Source organism: Rhizobium sp. NLR16a (genome assembly GCF_017948245.1).
In the GTDB taxonomy this organism is placed as follows: Bacteria; Pseudomonadota; Alphaproteobacteria; order Rhizobiales; family Rhizobiaceae; genus Rhizobium.
The window spans coordinates 3,218,260-3,240,504 of sequence record NZ_CP072865.1; the positions used below are offsets into that span (position 1 = coordinate 3,218,260).

21 protein-coding genes are annotated in these 22,245 nt (G+C 62.8%); 6 read left to right on the forward strand and 15 right to left on the reverse strand.

Going from position 1 to position 22,245, the window contains the following annotated elements; translation table 11 throughout:
* Window positions 1-16: 16 nt before the first annotated feature.
* Both J7U39_RS15675 and J7U39_RS15680 read right to left on the reverse strand, forming a co-directional pair.
* A complete protein-coding gene (locus J7U39_RS15675) occupies window positions 17-781 on the reverse strand; it encodes an ATP-binding cassette domain-containing protein (protein WP_210629021.1) in 765 nt (254 codons plus the stop codon).
* A complete protein-coding gene (locus J7U39_RS15680) occupies window positions 778-1,836 on the reverse strand; it encodes an ABC transporter permease (RefSeq protein ID WP_210629022.1) in 1,059 nt (352 codons plus the stop codon). Before J7U39_RS15680 ends, J7U39_RS15675 begins: the two co-directional genes overlap by 4 nt.
* A gap of 99 nt (window positions 1,837-1,935) precedes the next feature.
* Between J7U39_RS15680 and J7U39_RS15685 the strand changes: the two genes are divergently transcribed.
* A complete protein-coding gene (locus J7U39_RS15685) occupies window positions 1,936-2,820 on the forward strand; it encodes a GntR family transcriptional regulator (RefSeq protein WP_210629023.1) in 885 nt (294 codons plus the stop codon).
* Between the two features lie 48 nt (window positions 2,821-2,868).
* Here the strand turns inward: J7U39_RS15685 and lpxK are convergent, their stop codons facing one another.
* The 6 genes from lpxK to J7U39_RS15715 all read right to left on the reverse strand — a co-directional run bounded on the left by lpxK (window position 2,869) and on the right by J7U39_RS15715 (window position 8,739).
* Entirely contained in the window at window positions 2,869-3,942 is a 1,074-nt protein-coding gene (gene lpxK, locus J7U39_RS15690) for a tetraacyldisaccharide 4'-kinase (RefSeq protein ID WP_210629024.1), read from the reverse strand.
* 89 nt (window positions 3,943-4,031) lie between these two features.
* Complete coding sequence (locus J7U39_RS15695; RefSeq protein WP_210629025.1) at window positions 4,032-4,754, reverse strand: HAD family hydrolase; 723 nt, start codon at window positions 4,752-4,754, stop codon at window positions 4,032-4,034.
* 9 nt (window positions 4,755-4,763) lie between these two features.
* A complete protein-coding gene (gene waaA, locus J7U39_RS15700) occupies window positions 4,764-6,083 on the reverse strand; it encodes a lipid IV(A) 3-deoxy-D-manno-octulosonic acid transferase (RefSeq protein ID WP_210629026.1) in 1,320 nt (439 codons plus the stop codon).
* A 159-nt stretch (window positions 6,084-6,242) separates the two neighbouring features.
* Window positions 6,243-6,491, reverse strand: coding sequence for a DUF4170 domain-containing protein (locus J7U39_RS15705; protein WP_210629027.1), 249 nt, complete (start codon window positions 6,489-6,491; stop codon window positions 6,243-6,245).
* Window positions 6,492-6,553: 62 nt separating this feature from the next.
* Window positions 6,554-7,363 (reverse strand): 3'(2'),5'-bisphosphate nucleotidase CysQ, encoded by an 810-nt coding sequence (locus tag J7U39_RS15710; RefSeq protein WP_210629028.1) that lies wholly within the window; start codon window positions 7,361-7,363, stop codon window positions 6,554-6,556.
* A gap of 29 nt (window positions 7,364-7,392) precedes the next feature.
* Entirely contained in the window at window positions 7,393-8,739 is a 1,347-nt protein-coding gene (locus J7U39_RS15715; RefSeq protein ID WP_210629029.1) for a TldD/PmbA family protein, read from the reverse strand.
* Window positions 8,740-8,858: 119 nt separating this feature from the next.
* Here J7U39_RS15715 and J7U39_RS15720 point away from each other — a divergent pair, with 119 nt between their 5' ends.
* From J7U39_RS15720 to J7U39_RS15730, 3 genes are all read left to right on the forward strand, one after another.
* On the forward strand, window positions 8,859-10,673 hold the full coding sequence (locus J7U39_RS15720; RefSeq protein WP_210629030.1) for a monovalent cation:proton antiporter-2 (CPA2) family protein: 1,815 nt from the start codon (window positions 8,859-8,861) through the stop codon (window positions 10,671-10,673).
* A gap of 118 nt (window positions 10,674-10,791) precedes the next feature.
* Window positions 10,792-11,163, forward strand: a complete 372-nt coding sequence (locus tag J7U39_RS15725) for a VOC family protein (RefSeq protein WP_210629031.1) — start codon at window positions 10,792-10,794, stop codon at window positions 11,161-11,163.
* A gap of 3 nt (window positions 11,164-11,166) precedes the next feature.
* Window positions 11,167-11,646 carry an EVE domain-containing protein gene (locus tag J7U39_RS15730; protein WP_210629032.1) on the forward strand — a complete coding sequence of 160 codons (480 nt, stop codon included), beginning with the start codon at window positions 11,167-11,169 and terminating at the stop codon, window positions 11,644-11,646.
* Here the strand turns inward: J7U39_RS15730 and J7U39_RS15735 are convergent.
* Genes J7U39_RS15735 through J7U39_RS15745 form a run of 3 tightly spaced genes read right to left on the reverse strand, consistent with a single transcriptional unit; the run spans window position 11,635 to window position 14,977 of the window.
* On the reverse strand, window positions 11,635-12,516 hold the full coding sequence (locus tag J7U39_RS15735; protein ID WP_210629033.1) for a patatin-like phospholipase family protein: 882 nt from the start codon (window positions 12,514-12,516) through the stop codon (window positions 11,635-11,637). The genes J7U39_RS15730 and J7U39_RS15735 overlap by 12 nt on opposite strands.
* A 15-nt stretch (window positions 12,517-12,531) precedes the next feature.
* Window positions 12,532-13,092, reverse strand: a complete 561-nt coding sequence (rsmD, locus tag J7U39_RS15740; RefSeq protein WP_210629034.1) for a 16S rRNA (guanine(966)-N(2))-methyltransferase RsmD — start codon at window positions 13,090-13,092, stop codon at window positions 12,532-12,534.
* Entirely contained in the window at window positions 13,073-14,977 is a 1,905-nt protein-coding gene (locus tag J7U39_RS15745) for a pseudouridine synthase (protein ID WP_210629035.1), read from the reverse strand. The genes rsmD and J7U39_RS15745 overlap by 20 nt, the downstream gene beginning before the upstream one ends.
* A gap of 90 nt (window positions 14,978-15,067) precedes the next feature.
* Here J7U39_RS15745 and J7U39_RS15750 point away from each other — a divergent pair, with 90 nt between their 5' ends.
* Window positions 15,068-15,505 carry a nucleoside deaminase gene (locus tag J7U39_RS15750; protein ID WP_210631690.1) on the forward strand — a complete coding sequence of 146 codons (438 nt, stop codon included), beginning with the start codon at window positions 15,068-15,070 and terminating at the stop codon, window positions 15,503-15,505.
* Between the two features lie 260 nt (window positions 15,506-15,765).
* On the opposite strand, the gene J7U39_RS15755 is transcribed toward J7U39_RS15750, so the two are convergent.
* The 4 genes from J7U39_RS15755 to J7U39_RS15770 form a co-directional block, all read right to left on the reverse strand.
* Complete coding sequence (locus tag J7U39_RS15755; protein WP_210629036.1) at window positions 15,766-16,395, reverse strand: hypothetical protein; 630 nt, start codon at window positions 16,393-16,395, stop codon at window positions 15,766-15,768.
* 131 nt (window positions 16,396-16,526) lie between these two features.
* Complete coding sequence (gene ileS / locus J7U39_RS15760) at window positions 16,527-19,433, reverse strand: isoleucine--tRNA ligase (RefSeq protein ID WP_210629037.1); 2,907 nt, start codon at window positions 19,431-19,433, stop codon at window positions 16,527-16,529.
* A 283-nt stretch (window positions 19,434-19,716) separates the two neighbouring features.
* Window positions 19,717-20,700 (reverse strand): bifunctional riboflavin kinase/FAD synthetase, encoded by a 984-nt coding sequence (locus tag J7U39_RS15765; protein WP_210631691.1) that lies wholly within the window; start codon window positions 20,698-20,700, stop codon window positions 19,717-19,719.
* Between the two features lie 14 nt (window positions 20,701-20,714).
* On the reverse strand, window positions 20,715-21,563 hold the full coding sequence (locus tag J7U39_RS15770) for a TIGR01459 family HAD-type hydrolase (protein ID WP_210629038.1): 849 nt from the start codon (window positions 21,561-21,563) through the stop codon (window positions 20,715-20,717).
* Between the two features lie 350 nt (window positions 21,564-21,913).
* Between J7U39_RS15770 and groES the strand changes: the two genes are divergently transcribed.
* Entirely contained in the window at window positions 21,914-22,210 is a 297-nt protein-coding gene (gene groES / locus J7U39_RS15775) for a co-chaperone GroES (protein ID WP_004675403.1), read from the forward strand.
* Window positions 22,211-22,245: the final 35 nt, after the last annotated feature.

The following is a 22,245-nucleotide window of genomic DNA, read 5'->3' on the forward strand; positions in this document are numbered from 1 at the left end:
CCAAGCAGCGATCCCCTCAAGCCTCCGCACCGACGATCATCGCAACAACGTCCTGCTTGTTCGCCTCTGTGGGCTTCACTTCACCCACCTTGCGACCCTGCCGGAGGACAACCGCCCGATCGGCGATCTCGATGACATGCTCCATGTTATGGGTGATGATGATCACGGCATTGCCGTCGGCTTTGAGCTGATTGATAATGTCAAGAACCTGGCGAGACTCGCGAAGGCCGAGCGCCGCGGTGGGTTCGTCAAGGATCACCAGTTTGCGCGCAAAAACAATGGCACGTGCGACCGCGATCGCCTGTCGCTGTCCCCCAGACATCAGTGCGACCGGTGCGTCGAATTTCGGCAGCTTAACCTTCAGGCGATCGATGACGTTCGCTGCTTCCCGCTTCATTTCGCCCGTGCTGAGAAAGCGGAGCGGACGCGGCAACCAGGAGGGGAAAGAGATCTCCCGACCGCAGTAGAAATTCTGCACGGGGGTCAGGTTGTCGAAAAGCGCCAGATCCTGATAGACGGTTTCAATCCCGGCGCGGCGGGCGGCCGCAGTTGAATGAAGCGATACCGGAGCACCATCTATAAGGATCTCTCCTTCGTCGAGACTATGGAGCCCGCTGATGCATTTGACGAGTGTCGACTTGCCGGCGCCGTTGTCACCCAGGAGAGCCGTTACCTCACCTGAATAAGCATCGAAACTTACATTCTTCAGGGCATGGATTGCGCCAAAGCGCTTTTGGGCATTTCGAACCGAAAGTGCCGGTGTGGTGGATGCCGGGTTCATTGCACTGCCGCCGATTGAAGCACGCGTGCGCGCGACTCGAGATGGTTACGAAGCACGTCAGCTTCGACGGCGATGACGATGACGAACCCAATCGCGATCATCTGAAAGAACACGTCGACGCCGAGAAGGTTAAGCGCATTGCGGATGACGCCGATCAACACGGCGCCCATTAGGGCGTGGCCAAGGTGGCCTCGTCCGCCAAGGAAGCTGGCGCCACCGATGATCACAGCAGCAATCGTGTCAAGTTCCAGGAGATTGCCGTAGATCGGCGAGGCGGCACCGGTCCGCCCGGCAAGCAGCACCGCGCCCACGCCGGCACAAAAGCCAGAAACGATGTAGGTCGAGAGCAGAACGCCTCTTACCGGGATGCCCATGCTTGTCGCGGCGTTCGGCGAGCCGCCGACGGCATAGATCCATCGGCCGCAGACCATCGACTTCGTCAGGATCAGAAAAACGATCCCGAACATCCCGATGACAAAAAAAGAATTGGGTACGCCAAGCGTCGTCCCGCCGCCGATGGCGGTAACTGCATCCGGCATCCCACGTATGGTCGTGTGACCCGGAGCCAATTCGAGGGCCAGACCGCGGCAGATGCTCAAAGTCGCAAGCGTGATGATAAAGGGATGTGGCAGTCGACCATAGACAAAGACCAGGCCGTTTATAGCGCCAACGGCAGCACCGGCAAGCAGCATGGCCATGATGACGATGAACGATGAGTCAACCTGCTGGTAGACAAGTCCGCCAATGACTGTCGCCAGTGCAAGGTTCGAGCCTACAGAGAGGTCGATGCCGCGCGTCAGGATGACAAGCTGTTGGCCCATTGCCACCACAGCGATCACTGCTGTCTGCGCGAGGATGTTCCCGAGGTTTACCGGTTTTAAAAAAGCCGGGGTGACAATACTGACCACGGCGATAAGCATAATGAGGATTAACAGTGGACCCAGGCTCAACAGCTTCAGTCCCAGTGCGATGCCAGATTGTCTCGGATGGAAGGTTGCGTCCTGCGAACCACCAGGCCGGGACGAATTTTGAGGCAGCGTCCTGGAGTCTTCCAAATTCCCCGAGCCTCCCTGGTTTTTTATACATAAGAAACATATGATACACGTACGTCAACTTGTTTTTTATGGATATCTAGTCAGATCAGCAGTTGTGCCATGAGAACCGATACGACTTTCAAGCGGGCGTTCAACGATATGATCGACATTGTCCGCACGTTCGATCTTGGGGAGGAGTTACCCTCCGAAAATGCACTGCGCGCCCAGCTCGGCGTAAGCAGGACAACAGTGCGAAAGGTGCTGGCAGGAATGTCCGCACGTGGAATCATCGTATCTGAAGCGCACAGGCGGATCGTCCGTGAGCAACCGCTGCCGATAGAACGCTATCCACGCGAAGAGACCTTGGCGATTTCGGAACAGGTCGAAACAAGCTTCATGGACTGGATGTTGCGCGGTGATGCGTGCCCGGGCACAGAAATCAACGAGGCGGAACTAGCTCGTAGGTTCGGCGTCGCAACAACGATCGTCCGTGAGTTTCTCAATCGATTTCAGAAATATGGGCTGATCGAGAAACGCCCCAACGCAGGCTGGGTCTTCAAAGGGTTCACAGCGAGTTTCGCACTCGAACTGTTTGAGATCAGAGAAATGTTCGAAATGCGTTCGGCGCGGCTGTTCGCGGCCCTGCCCGACAGCTCGCCGGTCTGGAAGCAGCTCCACTCTACGCGGAGCGCACATTTGGAACTGCTCGCCGATATCGACTCCCGGTATCAGGATTTCTCGGAATTGGACAGCCGGTTTCACCGGCTGATTACGGCAGTTGCACCAAACCGATTCATTGAAAGCTTCCAAGACGTGATCGCCATGGTGTTTCACTATCACTATCAGTGGAACAAGCGTGATGAACGGGCGCGGAACGAGGTCGCCATCAGGGAACATCTTGCGCTCATCGAAGCCCTCGAAAGCCGCAATATCGCGTTGATCGATCACGCCTGTCGGTTGCATCTGACGTCTGCTCGCGAAACTTTGCTTTATTCGATCGCATGATCGGGTTGCAGGCAGATTTAGGCGGCCCAGGTGGTTCACAGCAGCCAGTTACGGCCGCTCGGCCGTTCCTGAAGTTACTTTAGCCCCAGCCTTCAATTCCCTGAGGCGCCGATCACGGCAGGCAATGATTGCCCGGTCGATGATCAGACCCGGGGCGAGATGATCCTCGAAGACCATGTCGACCTCGATCACCTTGGCCTTCTGCGCCAATTGCTCCGCCTTGCCGTGATGACCGGAGAGGCGAACGAAATCCTTTGAGGTGGTGACGATCAGGAGGTCCTGGCGTTCGGCCGTCATCAGGATATCGTCGATCTCCTCCTCGGTCAGGTGTTCGTGGTCGCCGAAGGTCTTGGCGACCGTGATCTCGGCGCCGCGCGATTCGACGGTGCGGAAGAATTTGGCGGGATCGGCGATACCGGCGAAGGCAAGCACCTTGATGCCGGCAAGCCTGTTGTCGCCGCGTACCTTCAGCGATGCGGTGAAATAGGGCTTTGCCGCGCGTGCCGCCATGCGGACGATGCCATCGGCAGCATTACCGCCGCCTACCTTCAGCAGTGCCGTCGCCGAACTCAGCTGCTGGCGGATCGGCGCGCGGACCGGGCCGGCCGGCACGATATGGCCGTTGCCAAGGCCGCGCGTCGCGTCGATGACGAGCAGCGCATAGTCGATCGCCAGCCGGGCGCTCTGAAACCCGTCATCCATGATGATGAGGTCGGCGCCTTCCGCGACCAAGCGCCGAGCACCGTCGACACGCCGGCGGGAAATCACCGTTAGCGCCTCCTGGGCGAGCAAAAGCGGTTCATCGCCGACGGCGACCGCCCGGTGATGATGGGGATCGACCACCGTCGTCACGTCGAGCGAGCCGCCGTAACCTCTGCTGAGAAAGCCGGGCTTCAGGCCTTTCGCCTTGGCGGCGCGGGCGAGCGTCAGCGCCGTCGGCGTCTTGCCGGCGCCGCCGACGGTGAAATTGCCGACACAGATGACGGGAACGGAAACCGAAGCGCGGCGCGCATGGGCCATGCGATGGCCGGCGATACGGCCGTAGAGAAAGGACAGCGGCGCCAGCAGCCAGGCGCGCCAATCGGCTTTCCTCCACCAGAACGGCGGCGCTTCTGAAATCATTTTGCCGTCCCGCTCCCCGCCCGGCCAGAGAATTCGTTTTCCCGGCGGGATTGAGAGGTTAAAATCGATGAAAATGCAAGACTTTACGATCAGGCCGGCTGCAGATCGGGCAGCAACGTCTCAAGGGCGGTGATATCGTCGAGCACATGATCGGCCGCCGCGGCAAGTGAATCGCGCGAGCCGGTTCCCGTCAACACGGCGATCCTAAGTCCCGTGCCGGCATTCAGGCCCATGTGCAGATCGTGGTTGTTGTCGCCGACCATGGCGACCTCGGATGGCAAAAGCCCGGTCGCAGCGCAGAAGCCGAGCACCATGCCCGGCTCCGGCTTGACGCCGAAGCCGCTGTCGTAGCCGGCGATATAATCGACATAGCGGGCGAAACCGAAGCGCTCCGCCGTCTGGCGGATGGAGCGCTCATTGTCGCTGGAGGCAACGCCGAGCTTGAAACCGCGCCGATGCAGCCTTGCGAAAAAGCCGGCAAGGTCGGTCACCGGCACGGAAAATTCAGCGGCGCCGGAAAAGAGGTCGTCGAGACGGATCGTCAATTCCCCGATATCGATCATCGATCCGGCGGCGACGAGCCCCTCGGCGATCTGCCTTGTATTGCCGGCGGCGAGCAGGCTGTCGGGAACGATATGGCCGCTCACCGGATCCATGCCGCAGGCAGACAGCAGCCGGTCGGCCAGAAGTGGGTCGCCCTCAGCGGCGATGCGGGCAAGCTCGCGATTGACCGGCAGCCAGCTCTCGTCATAGTCGAGCAGCGTGCCGTCCTTGTCGAAGAGGATGCCTTTGATATGCGCCGGGCCCGACATCGCGTCTCCTCAGACCTGGGCCGCGGCCTTGGGCAACAAACGCGCCTTGACCGTCAGCGGATTGATATAGGGTTCGAGCCCCTTCACCGTCGCCGATAGTGCGCCCCGCATCTCGTGCACGGTGGCGACGCCGGCCTCGATCATGGTACGGCGGGCTTCATCATTGGTCAGCAGGTAATGCACGCCCTTGGCCAGCATTTCGGTATCGCGCACCATGCGGGCGCTGCCGCTGCGGGCGAGCTTCTGATAGGCCTCGCGGAAATTCTGCACATTGCCGCCGGAGAGGATGGCGCAGCCGAGCATGGCAGGCTCCAACGGGTTCTGACCACCCTCGGCAAAGAGCGAGCGGCCGACGAAAGCGATTTCGGTCAGACGGAGATAAAGCCCCATTTCGCCGATCGTATCGCCAAGGAAAACATCGACATCGGCCGACAGGACATCGTCACGGGTGCGGCGGGCGACCTTCAGTCCCTGCTTGACCAGCGCCGCCTCGATCTCGTCGCTGCGCTCGGGATGGCGGGGCACGATGATCGTCAATTGACGATCGCGCTCCTTCAGGGCGCGATGGACGATGCCGGCGGCATTCTCCTCGCCGTCGAAGGTGGAGATCGCCGCCCAGGTCTTGCGATCGCCGATCTGCTTCCTGTAGCGGGAGAAGACAGCGCTGTCATAAGGCGGGGCGTCGGTATCGACCTTCAGATTGCCCGAGGTGATGACGGGAACGGCACCGAGATTGCGGAACCGCTCGGCATCGACATCGGATTGGGCAATGACGAGGGCGAGGTTTTCGAACAAGGCCTCCGCAATCGACGGGCGGCGGCGCCAGCGGGCAAAGGAGCGGTCCGACATGCGGGCATTGACCAGGATCTGCGGGATGCGGCGACGGCCGAGCTCCAGCACCGTCGCCGGCCAGATCTCGGATTCGGCGATAATGGCGCAATCGGGCTGCCAATAGTCGAGGAAGCGGCTGACGGATGGTTTCAGATCCAGCGGCACATATTGATGGATCGCCTCCTGGCCGAGGCGCTCGGCGGCGAGCCTGGCGGAGGTGATGGTGCCGGTGGTCAGGATGACATGGATCTCGCGGCGGCGGATTTCGCGGATCAGCGGAATGACGGCATTGGTTTCGCCGACACTTGCAGCATGGAACCAGACGAGCGGGCCTTGCGGCCGGTTGGCGCTCGGATAGCCGAAGCGTTCCAGGCGGCGCGCCCGGTCTTCCTTGCCCTTGGCCGTGCGGTAGGTCAGATAGAGGCCGACGACCGGTGAGGCCACGGTTCCCGCCAGACGGTATGTGCTCAGACCGAGCCGCGCCATCCGGGAGCTCATCGCGCCAGCCTCCGACCCAAGACGATCGACATCAAACCCATTCCCTTATTATCGTTGCGGCCGGAATGGCCGATCAATTTGTTCAGAATGCGTCAAACGATCCGGATCGACGGGCGCCCGATGCACGAAGGCCCGTTCGGCTGGCGGCGGCTGCCGAGGTCAGTTGCCCCCAGCCTTTTGATGCGGATCGAGCAGACGGTGCATGTGGACGATGAAATAGCGCATATGCGCATTGTCGACCGTCTGCTGCGCCTTCGCCTTCCAGGCCGTCAGCGCCGAGGCATAGTCGGGAAAAATGCCGACGATATCGAGACCGTCCAGATCACGGAACTGGACGTCTTCGAGGCTTTCCAGTTCGCCGCCAAAAACGAGGTGCAAAAGCTGCTTCTTGTCACCGGAGTCAGTCATTTTCTTGTTCTCTTTCTGCCGAATTCCTCCGCCACCTCATCTGCGGGATTTTGACGGAAACGTCAACCGTCTCCTCGCCCGGCAAAAGCCGTTAGAAACTCATCGATCCGGGCCGTCGGCGCCGCACAGAGCACCTTATGGGTGACGTCCGCCCTATTATAGACGATCGGCTTGCCGTCGAGATCGACGAGGCGGCCACCGGCGCAGGCCAGAACGAGATCAGCGGCGGCAAGGTCCCAGTCGTGCGAATTGCCCTTGACGAAGGTGGCTTCGAGGCGGCCGTCCGCCACCATGGCGATGCGATAGGCGAGCGATGGAATATATTTTTCGCGCCTCACGCGGTCACGGAACGCCGGCGGAAACGTCCTCAACAGGTCTTCGCCGACCGCAAGCCGGCTCACCTTGTCCGGCCCGGCGGCGGAAACGGTGAAGGGCACGCCGTTCTTCAGCGCCACGCCGCCATCGACCGCTTCGTAGAGCTCTTCGAGCGCGGGCGCATAGAGCACACCGGCGACCGGGCGACCGCGATGCACGACCGCGACGCTGACGCACCAGACCAGCTGCCCACCGAGGAAGGCGCGGGTGCCGTCGATCGGATCGACGATGAACAGCGTCTCGCACGAGAGGCGGTCAGCATCGTCCTCGGTTTCCTCCGACAGCCAGCCATAATCCGGCCGCGCCTTGCGCAGGATCGTTTCAAGCGTCTTGTTGGCGGCGAAATCGGCGGCGCTGACGGGAGAGCGGTCGCCGTTCTTCCACCAGACCTCGGGAGACTGGTTGAAGAAGCCGAAGGCGACCGCGCCGGCCTCCTTGGCAGCATCGGCGATCAAGGCGAGATCGCTCTGCCAACGCAGCTTTTCGCTATCGCTCATCCGTCAACCCATTTCCTGCCGCCCGCTTCTCACTGTCCGGCGAGCGTCATGCCTTCGATCGCGAAGGTCGGAGCCGCGACGCCGAACTTGCGGTCGATGTCATTTGCCGGCGTCAGGCGCATGAACATGTCCTTGAGGTTCGAGGCAATCGTCACCTCGGACACCGGGAACGTAAGTTCGCCGTTCTCGATCCAGAAGCCGGTGGCGCCGCGGCTATATTCGCCGGTGATCATGTTGACGCCGTGGCCGATCAGTTCGGTGACGTAAAAACCGTTGCCGGTGCTGCGGATCAGCTCCTCCGGCGAGATCTCGCCCGGCTCAAGGGCAAGGTTGGTGGAAGACGGCGTGACGGCGCTGCCGCCGCGCACGCCGCGGCCATTGGTCCGCAGGCCGAGTTCGCGGGCCGTCGAGGTCGAGAGGAACCAGTGCTTCAGGACACCGTCTTCGATCATGACAAGCCGCTCGCCGGACACGCCCTCACCGTCGAAGGGACGCGAGGAAGGCCCGCGCACGATCAGCGGATCGTCGGTGATCGACAGCCCTGACTTCAGCACCTGCTGACCCATCCTGTCGCGCAGGAAGCTGGTCTTGCGGGCGACGGCGGCACCGTTGATCGCACCGGCGATATGGCCGACGAAACCGCGGGCGACGCGCGGATCAAAGACGACCGTGACATTCTTGCCAGTCGGCACCTGGCGCGGATTGACACGCTTGACCACCCGTTCGCCGGCCCGGCGGCCGATTTCGGCGGGATCGTCGAGTTCGGCGTAATAAAGCCGGCTGTCGAAATCATAGTCGCGCTCCATGCCGGTGCCTTCGCCTGCGATGACGCTGACGGAGTTGCCGAAACGGGAGGCCATGTAACTGCCTTGGAAACCGTGCGATGTGGCGAGAACGAGGCCGCCCATGCCGGCCGACGCGCCGGCGCCGGAGGAATTGGTGACGCCCGTGACTTCAAGAGCTGCCGTCTCGGCGGCAAGAGCCGCCTCGCGCAACATCTCCGAGGAGACTTCGGTGGCATCGAGCAATTGCAGGTCGGGATAGGACTTGGCAAGGTTCGCCTCGTCCGCCAGGCACGCATACGGGTCTTCCGGGGAAACCTTGGCCATGGCGACGGCCCGTTCGGCCAGCGCCTGGAGATCGAAGCCCGGATTGGCCGAAACGCTGGCGACGCGCTTGCCGATGAAGACGCGGAGCGAAAAATCGTCGCTTTCCGACGATTCTGTCCCCTCGACCTTGCCAAGCCGGACGCTGACCGATTGCGAGCGAGAGCGAACGACGACGGCGTCGGCAGCGTCGGCGCCCGCCTTCCTTGCCAGATCGATCAATTGACTTGCGCGGGAAAGAAGTGTCGAGGAATCGATTTCAGAGGACATGATTTGGCCTTTCCTTCGGCATCCATTTATTGTGCACTCTCCCTGGCATCAAGGCCGCCGCCGCCGATTCTTTGTCAGGGCTGCCAGGATGTTTCCCGCCGTCGAAAGAAATTGCCAGCATGTCAGCGCCCAACGACCTTTTTTCCGAAACGATCCTGCTGCTCGGCGGCGCGGTGGTCGCCGCGCCGATCTTCAAGAAGCTCGGGCTCGGAACGGTGCTCGGTTACCTCGCCGCCGGCATCGTCATCGGCCCCGTCTTCCACGGCATCACCGATGGCGAACAGATCCTTGCCGTGGCCGAGCTCGGCGTCGTCTTCCTGCTCTTCATCATCGGCCTGGAGTTGAAGCCAAGCCGGCTCTGGCAGATGCGGCGCGATATCTTCGGTCTCGGCACGGCGCAGGTGGTGGTAACAGGGCTGGCGCTGACCGCGCTCGCCTGGTTTTCCGAAGTTCTGGATTGGCGCGGCAGCATCGTCGCCGGTTTCGGGCTGGCGCTGTCCTCGACGGCCTTCGCCATGCAGATCCTCGAGGGCGACGGCGACGTCAACACGCGATACGGGCAGCGTTCCTTCTCGATGCTGCTGTTCCAGGACCTGGCGATCGTGCCGCTCTTGGCGCTGATCACCGTTCTCGACGGCAGCGGCAAGGGCAGCAATACGCCGCTCACCGATTTTGCCGTGGCCGTCGGTGCGGTGGCGGCGATGATCGTCATGGGGCGCTACCTGCTGACGCCGCTCTTCCAGATCATCGCCCGCACCGGCGCGCGCGAGGCGATGATCGCGGCGGCGCTCTTTGTCGTCATGGGATCGGCAAGCCTGATGCAGCTTGCCGGGCTGTCGATGGCGATGGGGGCCTTCCTGTCCGGGGTGATGCTGGCCGAATCCTCCTACCGGCACGAACTCGAGGCCGATATCGAGCCTTTTCGCGGCGTACTGCTCGCCATTTTCTTCATCGCCGTCGGCCTGTCGCTGCAGCTCGGCGTTCTCGTCGACAACGCGCTCTTTGTTATCGTCACTGTGCCGATCGTCATGGCCGTCAAGGCGATCATTATCTACGGGCTCTGCCGGATTTCGGGATCGCCGCACAATGACGCAATCCGCATTGCTTTCCTGTTGCCGCAAGGCGGCGAATTCGGCTTCGTGCTCTTTACCACCGCGGGCGTCGTCGGATTGATGTCGACGAGCACCGCATCGCTGCTGGTGGCGATCGTCACGCTGTCCATGGCGCTGACGCCGATCGGCGCGGCGCTGTCGAAGCGGCTGCTCAACGGCGATGAACAGGAGGAGCTGGACGAGGATTTCGAAGGCGCCGGCGCCGACGTGCTGATGGTCGGCTTCTCGCGTTTCGGCCAGATCGCCGCCCAGATCCTGCTTGCCGGCGGGCGCAGCGTCACCGTCATCGATTTTTCCGCCGACCGTATCCGCCAGGCTTCCTCCTTCGGCTTTCGCATCTATTTCGGCGACGGCACCCGCAAGGACGTGCTGCGCTCGGCGGGCATCGACCGCGCGAAGATCGTGCTCGTCTGCACCCAGAAGAAGGAGATCACCGACAAGGTGGTGGAGCTGGTGCAGGCCGATTATCCGCAGACGCGCCTCTACGTACGCTCCTACGACCGCATCCATTCGATCGAACTGCGCAACAAGGGGATCGATTACGAGCTGCGCGAGACACTGGAATCGGGCCTGCTGTTCGGAAGGCGGACGCTGGAGGCGCTCGGCGTCTCCGAAACCGACGCTTATGAAATCGGCGAGGACATCCGCAAGCGCGACGAGGCGCGGCTCGCCCTGCAGGTCTCCGAGGGGCTCCAGGCGGGGCGCGACATGCTGTTTTCCCACCCTGTCCGTCCCGAACCGCTGGTCAAGCCGAAGCGCGCCGCCGATCCTTTCGAGGATGATCCGCTGGCCGGAATCACGGATGCGACGGCGGACGCATAAATCAAATCCGCAGGCGCGACGCTCGAGCGGATCGACAAGCGGAAGGCACGGAGGTTACTGCCAGAATCTGTCAGCATGCCTCTCTAGGGTCCTCCTGACCGACACACAGGAGGCTAACATGATCGACAGCAACAGCATTCTGCTTTTCGTAACCGACGCGCCGAAGAGCGCCAGCTTTTATGCGCGGCTGCTCGGGCAGGATCCCGTCGAAGCCAGCCCGACCTTCGCCATGTTCATTCTGCCTTCGGGGCTGGCACTCGGACTGTGGGGCAAGGCGGGCGTCGAGCCTGCTCCGGCTGCGGCGGGCGGCGGCTGCGAGGTCGGTTTCAAGGTTGCGACAGCAGACATGGTTGATAGGCTCCACACCGAATGGCAGGACAAGAGCGCGCCGATCCTTCTGCCGCCGACCAACCTCGATTTCGGCCGTAGCTTTGTCGCGGCCGATCCCGACGGGCATCGTCTGCGCGTCTACAACGTGGCGGAGGACTGAGCCATGTCGCGCAGCTGGATCGCTGTCGCATCAGCAAACCATGTCCGCATCGGACGCAAAGCCGGGTTCATGCAAGTCTGTCACGGCAAGGCCGCTCCGCTTAAGCGGAGCGCGCCAGGCGACCGCGTCATCTACTATTCGCCGACCGAAACCTTTGGCGGCACCGATCGCCTGCAGGCGTTCACGGCCATTGGCATGATCGAGGAAAAGGAGGCATATCAGGTGGAGGTTCACCCGGGCTTCCGCCCCTGGAGACGGGATGTCGCCTGGTGGCGAGCCACGGAAGCACCCATCCGGCCGCTGCTCGGTCGGCTATCTTTCACCAGCGATCGGGCTGGCTGGGGATATCGACTGCGCTTTGGTCTCTTCGAAATCGACAATGATGATGCCGAGCTCATAGCCGAAGCAATGTTCTCTGAACCGCTCGCTCATGTCGCGCGGACGCGAACAACGGTGCCCATGCAAGGTTCTTTAGCGTTTTAGCCGCGCTTCGATCTCGCGGTCGAGGGCGAATTTCAGGTCGTCCTTGACGCCGACGGACATGGCAAGCACTTCGCGGGCTTTGAGGAAATCCATGACGCCGGTGCGGCCGACCGTCGGGCGCAGGAAGATATGCGGCTGGCAAAGCTTCAGCTTCAGGGAGATCGCCGTCTGCATCATCAACTGGCCGGAACCGAAGATGCTTTCCATGCGGTTCGGGATATGGGTGCCGTCGCCTTCCGGGGCGCCGACGACGTCGATGCCGACGACGATGTCGGCAAGATCCATCAGGCATTCATAAGGGACCGGATTGCTGATGCCACCATCGATCATTACGCGGCCGCGCAGGCGCACCGGCATGAAAACGGCGGGGATGGAAGACGAGGCGGCGAGTGCCGGAAACAGCTCGCCCTCTTCGATGATCACCTCGTTCTGACCGTAATAATCTGTCGTGATGACCTTCATCGGCACCAGCAGATCTTCAAATCGGGCCGGCAGCTCGGAGGGCAGGAAGGCTTTCAGTATCCGTTCCAGATTGAACTGGCCGATGCGGATGCCCTTGGCCACCGCATCGCGCACCGTTGTCGGTCGCATCCCCCAGATGCGGGCAACGACGGCCGTCTTGTTGCCGACGGTTGCCAGCGCATGTTCGCGAATTTCGGCGCCGGACATGCCGGCGGCCATGCCGGCCCCCATGATGGCGCCGATCGACGAACCCGCAATTGCAACCGGGCGGATCCCGAGTTCGTCAATGGTTTCAATGACATGGATATGTGACAGGCCGCGCGCGCCGCCGCCGCCGAAGGCAACCGCGACTGTCGGCAAATCGCTGATCGCAGGCAGTTTCGGACTGATGATCTCTGCCTGCTGCACGCCCCGCCCCTGCGCCTATTGCGGCTGATATCGGAAGAAATGCACCCTCGTATCGCCAAAGATGCGGCTTTCGAGGAAAACATAGGAAGGGTGGACCGAAACGACAATGTCGGCGCGCTCTTCGAGCACCGCGATCGCCCCCGGCCGCAGCCAGCCGCCGATGGCGGCCGCCGCCATCGCCTTCTCGCCGAGGCCTTTGCCATAGGGCGGGTCGGCAAAGAGCACATCGAAAGGCTCGAGATTGCCGACGCTGCCGAGATTGGTCGCATCGCGGCGCAGGATGCGGGTGCGTCCGTGCAGGCCGAGCGCATCGATGTTTTCCCAGAGCAGCGCCCTGCCCTCGATGCTGTTTTCGACGAAGAGCGCGTGGCGACAGCCGCGAGAGACGGCTTCGAGGCCGACGGCGCCGGTGCCGGCGAAAAGATCGAGGATCCGGGTGCCGTCGACGCATTCCGGATAGGCATGGCTCAATATATTGAACAGGCTCTCGCGTGTCCGGTCGGCGGTCGGCCGGATCTCGTTGGATTTTGGCACGGCGAGAGGCCGTCCGCGAAACTCACCGCCGACGATCCGCACCGCGCGTCATTCCCTTTCCTCGAGCACCACCTCTGGACGGACCGCCCGCGGGCCTGTCACCGCCCGGCCTTTCACCGCCTGGCTTGGTGCCCTTCGGTTTGCCGGAAAACTTCTTGGGTCCGCCGGACCCGGCGCCAAAGCTCTTGCCGCGCGGCTTATCGCCCGAAGGCTTGCCGCTCACAGCCTTGTCGCCGAACGACCGTTCGCCGCGCGGACGCTCGGAGCGACCCTCGCTAGCGAAGCTTCTGGCTGTCCGCGGGCGCTCGTCACCCTCCTCTCGCGCCTTGCGATCGCCACGCGGCTTGCCGGCGAAAGGTCGATCGCCCCGCGATGGCCGATCGCCGAAGGGGCGGTCGCTGCGCGGACGCCCAGAACGGCCCTCGCCGGTGGAGACTCTGGCGGCACGAGGACGTTCGTCACCATCCGCACGGGGCTTGCGATCGCCGCGCGGCTTGTCGCCGAAAGGCCGGTCGCCGCGCGATGGGCGATCGCCGAAGCCGCGGTCTTCGCGAGCGGGACGATCCCCGAACGAGCGCTGGCGGCCGAAGCCTTCGACCTCATCCTTGCGGCGGGGCTGCTCGCTCGAACGGATCCATTCACCGTCCTCTTCCCGCACACGGTTGATCGGCGTGCGCGGGCGATCCTCGATGCGATCGAAAGCATTGGTCTTTGCCGCCGGCTGCTCGCCGCGCCGGCGCGCAGTCTGCGCATTCTTGGCGGCCTTGGCCGCCGCCTTCTCGCCGAGAGGCCGGGCGCCGGGCGCCATCCAGACATTGGCGCTGCGGCGCTGGCCGAGCGGCTGGGCGCGCTTCGGCTTGTCTTCATCCCTGCGGCCGCCGTCGCGGCGATCGTCGTCTCTGCGCCCGCCGTGGCGGTCGTCACGTTTGGTGTCGAGGCGGCTCAGCGCCCGCTCACGCTTGTCCTCCTGGCGCCGCGGCCGTTCGCGCTTTTCCGGCGCCGCCGGTGCCGCGGCCTGTTCCTCTTCCTCGGCGGCGACAGCCGGGGCGTTGTAGATCGGCGCGTCGAAATTCGCCTTGGCTTCCTCGATCAGGCGCGGGCCGAGCTGGTCACGCAATGTGCGGCCGCGCACCTCGACGACCTGGCCTTCCGGCAAATCGCCGAGCTGGAACGGCCCATAGGAAATGCGGATCAGACGGTTGACGTCGAGACCGAGAGCGCCGAGCACATTCTTGATTTCGCGGTTCTTGCCTTCGCGAAGGCCCATGGTGATCCAGACGTTTGAGCCCTGGGTGCGGTCGAGGGTTGCCTCGATCGATCCATAGAGCACGCCGTCAACGGCGATGCCGTCCTTCAACTTGTCGAGCGCTTCCTGATCGATCTCGCCATGCGCGCGGACGCGGTAGCGCCTCAACCAACCGGTCGCCGGCAGTTCGAGGGCGCGGGCGAGGCCGCCGTCATTGGTGAGCAGCAGCAGGCCTTCGGTGTTGATGTCGAGCCGGCCGATCGACATGACGCGCGGCAGCTCTTCCGGCAGGTTGTCGAAGACGGTCGGACGGCCTTCCGGATCGGCATTGGTGGTCACGAGGCCCGCCGGCTTGTGATAGAGCCAGAGCCTGGTGCGCTCGATGCCACGGATCGGTACACCGTCGACCTCGATGCGGTCGGCAAGTGTGACGTTGACGACGGGGGTTTCGAGAACCGTGCCGTTCAGCGTCACACGGCCTTCCATGATCATGCGCTCGATGTCGCGGCGGGAGGCGACGCCTGCGCGCGCCATCACCTTGGAAATGCGCTCGGCCTTGGTGTCGCTTTCGGCTTCGGCCGCCGCCGGGCGCGCGGCCGCGGCCTTCGGACCGGCTTTCGGCCTGATATCCCGTGAAAGGGGCTTTGCGCCCGGGCGTTTTGGCTTGTCTTTGGGTGTCATTTGCTGTTTGCCTGCCTTTTGGGCCTGTCTATCAGGTCACGCATCTGCGGTTAAGTGGAAATTCTTGCGATCGTGAAGACAAATCGTTTCATGGAGATGGCGCTTGAAGAAGCGCGCGCCGCAGGAGTACGCGGCGAGGTGCCGATCGGCGCGGTCGTCGTTGTCGACGATATCGCCGTTTCACGCTCGGGAAACCGCACGCGCGAACTCAAAGACGTCACCGCGCATGCCGAAATCGCCGCAATCCGGCTCGCCTGCGAGACGCTTGGGCAGGAGCGCCTTGTCGGCGCCGATCTCTATGTGACGCTCGAGCCTTGCACCATGTGCGCGGCAGCCATCTCGTTTGCGCGCATCCGCCGGCTCTATTACGGCGCCGAGGATCCGAAGGGCGGCGCCGTCGACAATGGCGTGCGATTCTATGCACAACCGACCTGCCATCACGCTCCCGAGGTCTATTCCGGCATCAACGAGGTGCAGTCGGCCGAGATCTTGCGGCGATTCTTTGTGGAACGGAGAGAGGCGCCGTAGTGCTCAGTGCCCGCCGCCATCTTCGGCTTTTGCGCTGATAGCTGCCCCTCAGCCTAACCCTTTCCCCGCTCGCGGGGCGAGGGGAGGTGCCCTGCGAGACGCTGGTGAGGAACGAAGACGGTGTGGCATGTCCGTTCGCCCCGCGAGCGGGGTCCGAAGGACGGGCGAGGCCCGTGGCCCGACGCCGGTCGGTGGCGGCAGCCGGATGAGGGGCTGCCATCGCCGATCTCCTGCGGCGGCGCTAAGCGCTCGGAAAACCGCTACTGCAGGAAGTTCCACCACTGCTTGCCGGAATTGGCGATTGCCGCATCCTTCTTGCGCTTCTTCTGCTTCTTGAGCTCGGGCTCGCCGACGTCGTCGAGCTTTGCCGGATCGTCGACGGTGCGGTAACCGGGCGGCGGATCGGAAATATAGCGGCGCTGATCGAGGTATGAGCCCTTCTGCAGGGCGCGGGCCTCGCGATAGGCCTGGGTCTGGGCTTCGGTCGTGCGCCGGCCGCCTTCGATGGCGGAGCTCGCCAGCGGCGAGCGGTAATTCGGGTTGTCCGAATTGGCGTCAGCCTCGGAAACGAGGCGGGCGCGGGTCTCCTCCGGCGATTCAAGCCATTGCGGATTGTCCTTGTTGGCCACCGTCGGCTGCGGCGCGATAAGGGTCTCGCGCTGCCCCTCAGCCGGCAGCACCAGCGTCGGACGCGGCGTATATTTGACGCCCTTGTTCTTCGGGTCGGGCCCGGTCAGCGACACGGACTGGCCGAGATCGTCGGTCAGCTGCTCCATGGCCGTCTTGTCGGTGCCGTAGGTCGGGCTGCTGGCGCAGCCGGACACCAGGGAGCATCCCACCATGACAACAGACAGGCAGGCGCCTACACGGAACCAATGCGTTGCGAACATGAAAACCCTTCCAGCCACCGGTGCAATCGTCGCCCTACCGGACAACCGTCCCCCTGACGCAAAAATCCGGCCATTTTCAGGCAGCTTTTACCGGATGAACGCCTCGAAGGCAATTCACCCGGCAAATATCTTCAGGCGCGGATGCCGAGTTCGCGCAATGCGGCGGCGTCGCGCGCCGAGACGTCGGGATACTCCGGATCGGAACCGACATCGGTGGTGATGCGCCAGGAACGCGCGCATTTGACGCCTTCGGCAAGCCTCGGCACGACGGCAACATCAGGCACCTCGGCAAGACGGAAGGCGTCGGCCGGGCCGGCATCCGTCTTGATCGTGATGCCAGAGGTGATGCAGACTTCGCTGAAGTCCTGGCCCTCGAGCGCCTTGCAAAGCGCCGCGTCGGCGACATGCACGACCGGAGCCGCCTCGAGCGAGGAACCGATGCGCTTGTCCTTGCGCTCGATTTCGAGCGCGCCGGTCACGACGCTGCGGATTGCGCGGATCTTCCTCCACTTCTCGGCCAACGCATCGTTGCGCCATTCCTTTGCGACCGGAGCGAACTGCTCCAGATGCACCGAGATGGCCGAGGGATTGCGCGAGAGCCATGCCTCTTCCATGGTGAAGGGCAGCATCGGCGCAAGCCAGGTCACCACGCAATCGAAAATCATGCGGATGACATAAAGCGCCGAGCGGCGGCGAAGGCTGGAGGGCGCATCGCAATAGAGCGCATCCTTGCGAACGTCGAAGTAGAAGGCCGAGAGCTCGACATTGGCAAAGTCGATCAATGCGCGGGCGATCTTCTTGAAGTCGAAGGCATCATAGTTCTCGCGCACGAGCTGGTCGAGCTCGGAGAGACGGTGCAGCATCAGTTGCTCCAGCTCCGGCAGATCGGCAAGCGCAATGACCTCGCCCTTGTCGTGGGCGAGCGTGCCGAGCATCCAGCGGATGGTGTTGCGCAGTTTGCGATAGGCGTCGACATTGGTCTGGATGATCGTCTTGCCGACGCGGAGATCATCGGCATAGTCCGAGGTCATCACCCAGAGACGCAGGATATCGGCGCCGGCATCCTTCATCACTTCCTGCGGGGCGGTGACGTTGCCCTTCGACTTCGACATCTTCTCGCCCTTCTCGTCCATGGTGAAACCATGGGTGAGGACGGCGTTATAGGGCGCGCGGCCGCGGGTGGCGGCCGATTCCAGGAGCGAGGAATGGAACCAGCCGCGATGCTGATCAGACCCTTCGAGATAAAGGTCGGCCGGCCATTTCAGGTCGGGGCGGTCTTCCAGTGTGAAGGTGTGCGTCGAGCCGGAGTCGAACCAGACGTCGAGGATATCCATGACCTGCGTCCACTTGGCCGGATCATGCTCGTTGCCGAGGAAGCGCTCCTTGGCGCCTTCGGCGAACCAGGCGTCTGCGCCCTCTGCGTCGAAGGCATTGAGGATGCGCTGGTTGACGGCCTCGTCCTTCAGGACTTCGCCCTGCTCATTCACGAAGACGCAGATCGGCACGCCCCACGCTCTTTGACGGGAAAGCACCCAATCCGGGCGCTGCTCGATCATCGCGCGCAGACGGTTCTGGCCAGCGGCCGGCACGAAGCGGGTGTCATCGATCGCGCTCAGCGCCCGATTGCGCAGCGTCGTCCCATCCGACAGCGTCTTGTCCATATAGACGAACCACTGCGGCGTGTTGCGGAAGATCACCGGTTTTTTGGAGCGCCAGGAATGCGGATATTGGTGCTTCAGACGGCCGCGGGCAAAGAGCGCGTTCCGATCGATCAGCGCCTTGATGACGCGATCATTGGCATCGCCCTTCTTGCCGTTGTCGTCGATCACGCGTGCGCCTTCCAGACCGGGGGCATCGGCCGTGTAGAAGCCGCCGTCGTCGACCGGAAACGGGATCTTGGTCTCGATGCCGCGCGCCTCGATCTCACGGGCATGCGCCATCCAGACGTCAAAGTCTTCGCGGCCGTGGCTCGGCGCCGTGTGCACGAAACCGGTACCGGCATCGTCAGTGACATGATCGCCCTCGAGCAGCGGGACTTCGAACTCGTAACCGCCGTCGAGGCCTCTAAGCGGATGCGCGCAGGTGATGCCGGCGAGATCGGCAGCCGTGACGTCGGCGAGACGCTTGTACTGCAGCTTTGCCTTGGCAAAAGATTCTTCAGCCAGCTTGTCGGCGAAGATCAACCTTTCACCCGGGCGCGGGCCGAAATCGTTCTCGGCGGCCGTGACTTCGTAAAGGCCGTAGGCGACACGTGAGGAATAGGCGATCGCGCGGTTGCCGGGGATCGTCCAGGGCGTGGTCGTCCAGATGACGACGAAGGCATCCTTGAGGCTCTCCGAGCCCTTCGCGACCGGGAACTTCACCCAGATCGTGTCGCTTTCATAATCGTGGTATTCGACCTCGGCTTCGGCAAGCGCGGTGCGCTCGACGACCGACCACATGATCGGCTTGGAGCCGCGGTAGAGCTGGCCGCTTGCGGCGATCTTCAGCAGTTCACCGGCGATACGGCTTTCCGCATGGAAGTTCATCGTCAGATACGGGTTTTCGAAGTCGCCGACGATGCCGAGGCGCTGGAACTCGTCGCCCTGGACCTTGATCCACTTCTCGGCATAGGCGCGGCACTCGCGGCGGAACCCGATCATCGCCGCCGGCTCGCTCAGGTCGGGCTTGGCCTTGCCCTTGGCGCGATAGTTCTCCTCCTCGATCTTCCATTCGATCGGCAGGCCGTGGCAATCCCAGCCGGGCACGTAGTTGGCGTCATAGCCGCGCATCTGGAACGAACGGTTGATGACGTCCTTGAGGATCTTGTTCAGCGCATGGCCGATATGGATGTTGCCATTGGCGTAGGGCGGGCCGTCGTGCAGGACGAATTTCTCGCGGCCGGCGGCGGAGGCGCGCAGTTTCTTGTAGAGATCCATCTGCTGCCAGCGGGCAACGAGCTCCGGCTCCTTCTGCGGCAGACCGGCGCGCATCGGGAAATCGGTTTCGGGCAAATAGAGGGTCTTCGAGTAATCGATCTTTTCGGCGGTTTCGGTCATGTTCGACAATCGTTTTTGGCGGCCCAGGGAGGGGCGCAACGGACGTGAAAATAGGTGGCGGCGGAAGCGCCTGCTCGCAAGCGCCAAAAACCCGGACCTCCCGGCCGCTTAGCGCGCGCGGAAGGCCGGGCCGATAATTCGTATCGTGGTCGCCAGCCGAAATTTCGTCATAGCGCCGGTTCATAGGCGTTTTTGCCGGGAAAAGGAAGAGAAGAAATCGCAGGCCTGGCAACCCAGGTCAGGGCCGATTCCACCATGCGGAATATCCCGAGCCGTGACGAACTCAGGCGAAACACAGTTTCCGATCAAGTTCGCCGAGCGGCACGACGCCCGCCAGCAGCGCCCTCGCCTCCTCCTCGTCGCGTTTGATCTGGGCGACGAGCGCATCGAGGCCGTCGAATTTCAGCTCGGGCCTGATATAGCCGAAGAAGGAGACGGCGCAGCGCTGGCCGTAGAGATCGCCGCTGAAATCGAAGAGATAGGTTTCGAGCAGCGGCGCGCCGTTTTCCGTGACGGTCGGCCGGCGGCCATAGCTGGCGACGGCATCGTGGAGCATTCCGTCCTGGCGGCGGAAGCGGACGGCGTAGATGCCGGCGGCGAGTTCGGCCTCGGGCGGCAGGCGCATGTTGGCGGTGGGAAAACCGAGCTGGCGGCCGAGCTTTTCGCCGTCGATCACCTCGGCTTCGACAGTGTAGCGGTAGCCCAGCATGCCGGCCGCTTCGCTGACATTGCCGTCCTTCAGGAGCGCCCGGATGTGGCTCGAAGAGACGACGTCGGCGTTCTCGTCGCGGAAGGCATCGATCAGAGTGACGCCGAAACCATAGGTCTGGCCGGCATTCATCAGAAAGGCAGGACCACCTTCGCGACCGCGACCGAAATGGAAATCGAAGCCGGTGACGACCTCGGAGGCGCCGAGCCAATCCTTCAGGATCGAATGGATGAAATCGTCGGCCGAGCGCTGCGAAAATTCATAGTCGAAGGGATATTCGATGACCGCATTGAAACCAAGGGTTTCCAGGATGCGGGCCTTGAGCGGCGCGGGCGTCAGACGGAAGACCGGTGTCTGCGGCCGGAACACCGTGCGCGGATGCGGCTCGAAGGTCAGCACCAGGGCAGGAATGCCGCGCGCCTTGGCGATTTCGAGCGCACGGTTCAGCACCGACTGATGGCCGCGATGCACGCCGTCGAAATTGCCGATGGCGATCACCCCGCCCTTGAGATGGGCGGGCAAGGGTTCGCGGGTTTCATTGCGGTGGAAGACGGTCATCGGCTGGCTTCTCTTCATGCAAGACGCGGCATCCACCACTTCGGCGCCGCCTTCTCCCGATCGAGATAGGCGTTGAGGATCGCTTCGTCGGTCTCGCCGTTCAAGGTGTATTCCTTCGCGTGAATACCGCCGCTGATGTAGAGAAGATCGAGACCGAAATTCAAGGCGCCGCGCACATCCGTCGGCATGCCGTCTCCGATCGCCAGCACGCGGTCAATGGAAAAATCGCCGCGAAGCTCGCGGGCGGCCGCAAGCGTCGCTTCGTAGATCGGCTGGTGCGGCTTGCCGGCAATGCGGGTTTTGCCGCCTAATTGCTCGTAATAGGCGGCCATGGCGCCGGCGCAGGGGATGATGCGATGGCCACGTTCGACGACGAGGTCGGGATTGGCGCAGATCATCGGCACGTCGCGTGCCTGAAAATCCAGAAGCATATCGGTGTAATCCTCGGGCTTCTCCGTCTCGTCGTCGAAAAAGCCGGTGCAGACGAGCGATTGCGCTTCGCCCGCCGGCCGACGTTCGACGCCAATGCCTTCGAGAAGCGCCTTGTCGCGCTCGGGGCCGAGCAGAAAGACCGTCTTCGGCCCTTCTGAAATCAGCCCGCGAGTGACGTCGCCCGAGGTGACGATCCGGTCATAGGCGCTGTCGGGGACTCCGATATGGCGCAACTGCTCAACCACCTGCCAGGAAAGGCGCGGCGAATTGGTGATGAGGACGACGGCGACGCCGCTCTCACGCGCGGCTTGAAGGGCGGCGGCGGCCTTCGGAAACGGATCGACGCCGTTGTGAACCACCCCCCAGACGTCGCAGAGCACCACGTCGTAATGCGCCGATATCTGCGAGAAGTTTTCTATCCGCCTGGCCATGCCGATTTCCCGATTTGCTTCAGTCACCGGTGACATTGCAAAGGCGCAAGGCGATGGCAAGGCATTTTCTTCACCTTGGCAGACAAGAGCGCCGGCAATCCCGGCCAGAGCGAATGGCAAGGTCGGGCGACGTTGCCGAACGCAACGGTTAGAGAACATTTCAACGACAATCTCCGATAATTCACCGCCTCTTCACAATTCCGGCACAAAAATTCGTGATTGCTCTCATTGACTCCTCTCGGAGCCATCCCTAAATGCTCGAGCGCTAGCACTCACCTTAGAGGAGTGCTAACACTTATCCATGTGGACCGCTCCGGTCCGCGAATGTCATTCGATCGAGGGATTAGACAATGGCAAGCACCAATTTCCGTCCGCTTCACGACCGCGTCGTCGTTCGTCGCGTCGAGTCCGAAGAGAAGACCAAGGGCGGCATCATCATTCCCGACACCGCCAAGGAAAAGCCGCAGGAAGGCGAAATCGTCGCCGTCGGCTCCGGCGCACGTGACGAGTCCGGCAAGGTCGTGGCTCTCGACGTCAAGGCTGGCGACCGCGTTCTGTTCGGCAAGTGGTCCGGCACTGAAGTCAAGATCAACGGCGAAGACCTTCTGATCATGAAGGAAGCCGACATCATGGGCATCATCGGCTGATCGGCCGATCCGCTTTCCCGAAATGGCTGACGGGC

Excerpts from the sequence above, each read along its gene's own strand:
- J7U39_RS15710 (WP_210629028.1), bottom strand. The coding sequence starts at position 7,363 with ATGAGCGATAGCGAAAAGCTGCGTTGGCAGAGCGATCTCGCCTTGATC.
- J7U39_RS15745 (WP_210629035.1), bottom strand. The coding sequence starts at position 14,977 with ATGACACCCAAAGACAAGCCAAAACGCCCGGGCGCAAAGCCCCTTTCA.
- J7U39_RS15765 (WP_210631691.1), bottom strand. The coding sequence starts at position 20,700 with ATGACCGTCTTCCACCGCAATGAAACCCGCGAACCCTTGCCCGCCCAT.
- J7U39_RS15750 (WP_210631690.1), top strand. The coding sequence starts at position 15,068 with ATGGAGATGGCGCTTGAAGAAGCGCGCGCCGCAGGAGTACGCGGCGAG.
- lpxK (WP_210629024.1), bottom strand. The coding sequence starts at position 3,942 with ATGATTTCAGAAGCGCCGCCGTTCTGGTGGAGGAAAGCCGATTGGCGC.
- J7U39_RS15695 (WP_210629025.1), bottom strand. The coding sequence starts at position 4,754 with ATGTCGGGCCCGGCGCATATCAAAGGCATCCTCTTCGACAAGGACGGC.
- J7U39_RS15770 (WP_210629038.1), bottom strand. The coding sequence starts at position 21,563 with ATGGCCAGGCGGATAGAAAACTTCTCGCAGATATCGGCGCATTACGAC.
- J7U39_RS15705 (WP_210629027.1), bottom strand. The coding sequence starts at position 6,491 with ATGACTGACTCCGGTGACAAGAAGCAGCTTTTGCACCTCGTTTTTGGC.
- J7U39_RS15755 (WP_210629036.1), bottom strand. The coding sequence starts at position 16,395 with ATGTTCGCAACGCATTGGTTCCGTGTAGGCGCCTGCCTGTCTGTTGTC.
- J7U39_RS15675 (WP_210629021.1), bottom strand. The coding sequence starts at position 781 with ATGAACCCGGCATCCACCACACCGGCACTTTCGGTTCGAAATGCCCAA.
- J7U39_RS15725 (WP_210629031.1), top strand. The coding sequence starts at position 10,792 with ATGATCGACAGCAACAGCATTCTGCTTTTCGTAACCGACGCGCCGAAG.
- groES (WP_004675403.1), top strand. The coding sequence starts at position 21,914 with ATGGCAAGCACCAATTTCCGTCCGCTTCACGACCGCGTCGTCGTTCGT.
- ileS (WP_210629037.1), bottom strand. The coding sequence starts at position 19,433 with ATGACCGAAACCGCCGAAAAGATCGATTACTCGAAGACCCTCTATTTG.
- J7U39_RS15685 (WP_210629023.1), top strand. The coding sequence starts at position 1,936 with ATGAGAACCGATACGACTTTCAAGCGGGCGTTCAACGATATGATCGAC.
- waaA (WP_210629026.1), bottom strand. The coding sequence starts at position 6,083 with ATGAGCTCCCGGATGGCGCGGCTCGGTCTGAGCACATACCGTCTGGCG.
- J7U39_RS15720 (WP_210629030.1), top strand. The coding sequence starts at position 8,859 with ATGTCAGCGCCCAACGACCTTTTTTCCGAAACGATCCTGCTGCTCGGC.
- J7U39_RS15715 (WP_210629029.1), bottom strand. The coding sequence starts at position 8,739 with ATGTCCTCTGAAATCGATTCCTCGACACTTCTTTCCCGCGCAAGTCAA.
- J7U39_RS15730 (WP_210629032.1), top strand. The coding sequence starts at position 11,167 with ATGTCGCGCAGCTGGATCGCTGTCGCATCAGCAAACCATGTCCGCATC.